This window comes from Aeromonas sp. HMWF014, from assembly GCF_963878295.1.
GTDB lineage: Bacteria > Pseudomonadota > Gammaproteobacteria > Enterobacterales > Aeromonadaceae > Aeromonas > Aeromonas popoffii.
Window position 1 is genome coordinate 10,535 of record NZ_CAWNYS010000514.1, and the last position, 5,988, is coordinate 16,522.

6 protein-coding genes and 1 pseudogene are annotated in these 5,988 nt (G+C 59.3%); 4 read left to right on the plus strand and 3 right to left on the minus strand.

Annotation, left to right across the window (positions count from 1 at the left end):
* Positions 1 to 336: pseudogene (locus tag AAC083_RS20235) on the plus strand (ABC transporter permease); the annotation flags it as partial.
* A gap of 162 nt (positions 337 to 498) precedes the next feature.
* Here the strand turns inward: AAC083_RS20235 and AAC083_RS20240 are convergent.
* Together AAC083_RS20240 and AAC083_RS20245 are read right to left on the minus strand one after the other, a co-directional pair.
* The gene (locus tag AAC083_RS20240; protein WP_042033978.1) at positions 499 to 939 is read right to left on the minus strand and encodes a TM2 domain-containing protein; all 441 of its coding nucleotides are present in this window, start codon (positions 937 to 939) and stop codon (positions 499 to 501) included.
* 123 nt (positions 940 to 1,062) lie between these two features.
* Complete coding sequence (locus tag AAC083_RS20245) at positions 1,063 to 1,968, minus strand: LysR substrate-binding domain-containing protein (protein ID WP_042033979.1); 906 nt, start codon at positions 1,966 to 1,968, stop codon at positions 1,063 to 1,065.
* 120 nt (positions 1,969 to 2,088) lie between these two features.
* Between AAC083_RS20245 and AAC083_RS20250 the strand changes: the two genes are divergently transcribed.
* Both AAC083_RS20250 and fghA read left to right on the plus strand, forming a co-directional pair.
* Entirely contained in the window at positions 2,089 to 3,216 is a 1,128-nt protein-coding gene (locus AAC083_RS20250) for an S-(hydroxymethyl)glutathione dehydrogenase/class III alcohol dehydrogenase (protein ID WP_108537568.1), read from the plus strand.
* A gap of 48 nt (positions 3,217 to 3,264) precedes the next feature.
* Entirely contained in the window at positions 3,265 to 4,101 is an 837-nt protein-coding gene (gene fghA, locus AAC083_RS20255; protein WP_042033982.1) for an S-formylglutathione hydrolase, read from the plus strand.
* A 66-nt stretch (positions 4,102 to 4,167) separates the two neighbouring features.
* On the opposite strand, the gene AAC083_RS20260 is transcribed toward fghA, so the two are convergent.
* On the minus strand, positions 4,168 to 4,890 hold the full coding sequence (locus AAC083_RS20260; RefSeq protein ID WP_108537569.1) for a head GIN domain-containing protein: 723 nt from the start codon (positions 4,888 to 4,890) through the stop codon (positions 4,168 to 4,170).
* Positions 4,891 to 5,200: 310 nt separating this feature from the next.
* Here AAC083_RS20260 and AAC083_RS20265 point away from each other — a divergent pair.
* Positions 5,201 to 5,988, plus strand: a 788-nt coding sequence (locus AAC083_RS20265) for a DinB family protein (RefSeq protein WP_258224789.1), incomplete at its 3' end; no start/stop codon positions are given.

Here is a 5,988-nt window from a genome sequence, read left to right on the forward strand (position 1 = left end):
GGTCTGCTGGCTGGCATTGGTGGCACCTATCTGGCGGTGGCCCAGACGGCCCAGTTCATCCCCAACATGAGTGCAGGCAAGGGCTTTATGGCACTGGCAGCGCTGGTGTTCGGCAAGTGGCGCCCCTGGAATGCGCTGGCGGCATGTCTGCTGTTCGGCTTCCTCGATGCTGTCGCCATCCGCCTGCAAGGTGTCAGCATAGGTAGCTTCGCCATTCCGGTGCAGGCCATCGAGGCCTTGCCCTACATACTGACGGTATTCCTGCTGGCCGGCTTCATCGGCAAGGCGGTGGCCCCCAAGGCGCTCGGTACCCCTTACGTCAAGGAGCGGGAGTGATCTCCTTGCTACCGGCAAGCCCCTTCTGGCGGGCCCCAGTGTACTGATACCCGCCAGGCCGACTAACCCAATAGAAATAACCCGCTCTGTTGCAAAGAGCGGGTTATTTCATAATGGGCGAGACGTCTTAGCCCAGTGTGCATGAGCAGAGCCAGTTTTTGGCTAGAACCATGCCTTTTTATTGATGATGTAAGTTTGCTCAAACTCTTCATCGGACTTAGAGATGTAAATAACAAACTCGATGAAAGCAATAAGCCCGATAATGACAGAGGGCAAACCAAGCAGAATAAAACCAAACAAGAAAATCAGCAGCATGAACACACCCTGCTTGGTGTAACCAAGATAAAACTTGTGTGCACCGAAGGCGCCCAGGAAAAACGCAAACAACGCTGCTGCCACTTTTTTGGATGCGCCAACCGTGGAGGCGATGGCGTAAATAGCCTGTGCCTGCTCACCTTCAATAGAGAAATCCACTTTCAAGCCATTTTTCGGCAGTTGACTGCCTTTCCATTCAATAATGTCAAACTGATATCTATTGCTGTCATCCCCGGAAATCAAACCAGTGCGATCTGTTTCATTAAAGTTAATTACCGTGCCTTTCATTATTATCAGCCCTTTAGCAAGAAGAAGAAAAAAGACCACGTCTGAACGGGTCTAATTCAGTTGACAGGCTACACCAATAGAGGCTCATTTGAAACAAAAAACCAGCCAGTACAGGCATGCCTGTCAACCAACCGGCCTCACCAGTGCAGGTTGATGGGGAGCACTCAGCCGCTCGGCCAGATAGTCCACCAGCAGCCGCACTTTGGGGGAGAGGTGGCGGTTGTGGGGATAGAGGGCCCAGATCCCCTCCTCCGGAGCACGCAGCTCGGGCAGCAGCTCGATAAGCTCCCCCCGCGCCAGATGGTCACTCACGTAGTAATCCGGCAGCTGGATAATGCCTATTCCCTTGAGCGCCGCGTCCAGCAGGGCGTGCCCGCTGTTGCACTGCAGCAGGCCGTGCACCCGCACGCTGTGGGGGTGAGCGTCCAGGGTGAAGTACCACTCGTCACTGTTGCCCACCAAACAGCGGTGGCGGGCCAGCTCGGAGAGACTGTTGGGGATGCCGTGGCAGGCGGTGTAGGCCGGTGAGGCGCAGACATAGGGCACCCGCTGCGCCAGCTTGCGCGCCACCAGCGTCGAATCTTTGAGATGGCCGAGCCGGATCGCCAGATCGTAGCCTTCGTGCACCAGATCCAGCAGCTGATTGGTGAGGTTGAGGATCACCTCCAGCTGGGGGAAACGCACCATGAAGTCGTTCACCAGCGGGGCGATGCGGCTCTCGCCGTAGGAGACGGGCGCCGTGATGCGCAACGACCCTTGCGGCACCGCCTGATGGCGTCCCACCGCCAGCTCGGCTTCATAGAGGTTGTCCAGCAGCTGACGGCAGTGGCGGTAATAGATTTCGCCAAGCTCGGTGAGCCGCACCTGACGGGTGGTGCGCAGCAGCAGCTTGGCCTGCAGCCTGTCTTCCAGCTGTGCCACCTGACGGCTGACCTGGGCCACCGACACCCCCAGCTTGCGCGCAGCCGGGGTAAAGCCCCCCTGCTCCGCTACGCTGACAAATTCACAGATCCCTTCCCAGCCGAGCATTATTACCTGTGTGTAAAAGTGATTTGATATTTAGCCTTATTATCACCAAATAGAAGGGAAACTACACTGCATACCTGAGTTCATCTCTGTTCACCTACCGCAATAAGAAGGATGTCATTCATGGCACAGGTTCAAAGCATCAAGTGTAAAGCCGCCATCGCCTGGGGACCGGGCCAGCCCCTCTCCATCGAAGAAGTGGAGGTCATGCCGCCCCAGGCTGGTGAGGTGAGGGTACGCATCGTCGCCACCGGCGTCTGCCACACCGATGCCTTCACGCTGTCTGGTGAGGATCCGGAAGGGGTCTTCCCCTGCATCCTTGGCCACGAGGGGGGTGGCATCGTCGAGTCCATCGGCGAAGGGGTGACCAGCGTCAAGGTCGGCGATCACGTGATCCCGCTCTACACCCCCGAGTGCGGCGAGTGCAAATTCTGCAAATCCGGCAAGACCAACCTCTGCCAGAAGATCCGCGCCACCCAGGGCAAGGGACTGATGCCGGACGGCACCACCCGCTTCTCGAAAGATGGCCAGCCCATCTATCACTACATGGGCACCTCCACCTTCAGCGAATACACGGTACTGCCCGAGATCTCCATCGCCAAGGTGGACCCGGCCGCCCCGCTGGAAGAGGTCTGCTTGCTCGGCTGCGGCGTCACCACTGGCATAGGTGCCGTGATGAACACCGCCAAGGTGAAAGAGGGTGAGAGCGTCGCCATCTTCGGGCTGGGGGGCATAGGCCTCTCCGCCGTGATCGGTGCCCGTCTGGCCAACGCTGGCCGGATCATCGCCATCGATATCAACGAGAGCAAGTTTGAACTGGCCCGCAAACTGGGCGCCACCGACTGCATCAACCCGAACGATTACGACAAACCGATTCAGGAGGTGATCGTCGAGCTGACCGATGGCGGCGTCGACTTCTCGTTCGAGTGCATCGGCAACGTCAAGGTGATGCGGGCGGCGCTAGAGTGCTGCCATAAGGGCTGGGGCGAGTCGGTCATCATAGGTGTGGCCGGTGCCGGTCAGGAGATCAGCACCCGTCCGTTCCAGCTGGTCACGGGCCGGGTCTGGCGCGGCAGCGCCTTTGGCGGGGTGCGTGGTCGCAGCGAACTGCCGAGCTATGTGCAGCGCTACATGCAGGGTGAGTTCCGCCTCGATGACTTCATCACCCACACCATGCCACTGGAGCAGATCAACGACGCCTTCGAGCTGATGCACGAAGGCAAGAGCATCCGCACCGTCATCCACTACTGAGCATGATCACCCCGCCCACCTTCGTGGGCGGGGTGCAGGAGTCCTTCGATGAATCTGGAGATTATCAGCAGCAACAAGAGCGTCGGCGGCTGGCACAAGCGCTATCGCCACAGTGCCAGCCTGCTCGGCTGCGAGATGAATTTTTCTATCTATCTGCCACCCCAGGCCCTCACCGGCCAGAAGGTGCCCGTGCTCTACTGGCTCAGCGGCCTCACCTGCACCGATGAAAACTTCATGCAGAAGGCGGGGGCACACCGCATCGCCGCCGAGCTGGGCATCGCCCTGGTGACGCCGGACACCAGCCCGCGCGGCGAGGGGATCCCGGACGATCCCGCTTACGATCTCGGCATGGGCGCCGGTTTTTATGTCAACGCCAGCCAGAGCCCCTGGCGCGATCACTACCAGATGTATGACTACGTCACCCGTGCACTGCCCGAGCTCATCGAGACCCACTTCCCGGTCTCGACCCGGCGCGCCATCAGCGGCCACTCCATGGGCGGTCACGGCGCACTGATCGCCGCATTGCGGGAGCCGGGTCGCTATCGTTCGGTCTCGGCGTTCAGTCCGATCTGCCACCCGAGCCGCTGCGCCTGGGGCCAGAAGGCGCTCGGTGCCTATCTCGGCCAAAATCCGCTGCTATGGCAGGAGTGGGACGCCTGCCAGCTGCTGCGCCACCAGCCAGTCACGCCACTGCCAACCCTGGTGGATGTGGGGCTGGACGACCCCTTCCTGGCCGAGCAGCTGCACATCGATGCGCTGGCAGAAGCCGCTGCCAGCAAGGGGTGGCCGCTGGAGCTCAACCGCCATGCCGGCTATGACCACAGCTACTACTTCGTGGCGAGCTTTATCGAGGCGCACCTGCGCTTTCACGCCCGCTATCTCTGATCGAGACAGGCCCGCCACGGGCCTGTCTCTTTTCTACGTTCGATGATTGGCTTGAGGCCAGCGGCTTCAACTGCCCTGGCGGGTCACGTCACCCGAGCCCGCGATCTTGCTCTCCAGCGTGGGATCACCCCAGTAGCTGACCGAACCGGATCCGGCGATGCCGACCTTGAGCCGCTCCCGGGCCCGCACCTCCACATTCCCGCTGCCCGCTATATTGACCTCAACCTTCTCACCCTTGAGATTGGCCCCCTGAACATCCCCGGAACCGGCGATGTTCAGCTTCATGGCGGTGGCCGATCCATCACCCAGATCCAGATTGCCGGACCCCGAGATATTGCCTTCCAGCCTGTTCAGCGCGAGCTTGCTGGCGACTATGTCGCCGCTGCCGGCCACCGACAATACCAGCTTGTCACCCTTAAAACCTTGCAGGTCGCCGCTGCCAGAATCCGTCAGTGCCAGTTCATGGAGTTGGGGCAAGGTGATAGTGAGGTCCAGCGGCTCGGTCGGTTCGAGTCGATAGCCCTCCTTAACCTCGATCTCCAGCTTGTCGCCCCGCTCGGTCAGCACCAGATAGGGCAGCAGGTTCTCCTGTCCCTTGATATGAATACCGCTCGCTTCCCCCACCACCAGATGAATATTGGCTGGCACCCCCGCCAATACCCGGGTCACCTGCTTGTCCATGGGCTGATGCTGCTCGATAACGGCCCCTTTCCCTGTCACCTTGGCCTCATCCAGCCAACTGCAGCCACTCAGTCCGACGGCCAATATCATTTCAATTATCAATGTCATCACCTCTATCCTGATTGTGGCCTGGCACACAAAGCCCTTTTAGAACCCAAACGTGGGCAAACATCGTGAAACAATATAAGCCAATGATTTTTATCTATTTTATAGAACTTCATTTATTGGCACAAACATAAAAGGAGTCGTTCAGGCCACTCCTTGGTAAAGTTAACCGTGTCGACAGAGACAAATACCCGTCGATGTGTGGCTCGCATGCGGGGCCTGCCAAGCTGATGACCATAAAATTGTTAGTTGCCTCACCGACCGGTTGAGCCAATAGTCATACCTTGTGCGTATAGAGCTCTCCATCGCGGTAATGTATTTACCACTGTCTTGTCAGTTTTCACTGCCAGCAAGGAGTCACAGCGTGCCCCACGTCAGCACCCAGTTTTCTACCGCCCTCGGCCTGCCTGAGCCGACTCGCACTCCGCTGCTGACCGGCAGCGATCCCGAGCAGAAGCGCCGTGAACTGCTCAGCTACTTCTGCCAGACCTTCGATCTCTATGACTCGCTGTTCGATTGTCTGGCTGACGAGCGCGCCTGGTTCAACAAGGCGATCCCGCTGCGCCATCCACTCATCTTTTATTACGGCCACACCGCCGCCTTCTGCATCAACAAGCTGCTGGCCGCGCGACTCATTGACTGTCGTATTGATGCACGCATCGAGGCCATGGTCGCCATCGGGGTGGACGAGATGAGCTGGGACGATCTGGACGAGACCCACTACGACTGGCCCAAGGTCGCCGAGCTAAGAAGCTACCGTGCCAAGGTGCGTGCCCGTGTCATTGACTTCATTCATCGTATGCCGCTAAGCCTGCCCATCGACTGGCAGAGCCCGGCCTGGGTCATCTTGATGGGGATAGAGCACGAGCGTATCCACCTCGAAACTTCCAGCGTGCTGATCCGCCAGCTGCCACTGGCCTGGGTACGGCCCCGCCCCTATTGGCCCGCCTGCCCCCGGGGACGCCATCAGATGGCGGACGTGCCTGCCAACAGCCTGATACCCGTGGCAGGGGGTCAGGTGCGCCTCGGCAAGCAAGATGCCACCTATGGTTGGGACAATGAATATGGTGAGCGCCACCTAGAAATCCCCCCCTTCAAGGC

Coding starts and splice junctions, on each gene's coding strand:
- AAC083_RS20240 (WP_042033978.1), bottom strand. CDS start 939: ATGAAAGGCACGGTAATTAACTTTAATGAAACAGATCGCACTGGTTTG.
- AAC083_RS20245 (WP_042033979.1), bottom strand. CDS start 1,968: ATGCTCGGCTGGGAAGGGATCTGTGAATTTGTCAGCGTAGCGGAGCAG.
- AAC083_RS20250 (WP_108537568.1), top strand. CDS start 2,089: ATGGCACAGGTTCAAAGCATCAAGTGTAAAGCCGCCATCGCCTGGGGA.
- fghA (WP_042033982.1), top strand. CDS start 3,265: ATGAATCTGGAGATTATCAGCAGCAACAAGAGCGTCGGCGGCTGGCAC.
- AAC083_RS20260 (WP_108537569.1), bottom strand. CDS start 4,890: ATGACATTGATAATTGAAATGATATTGGCCGTCGGACTGAGTGGCTGC.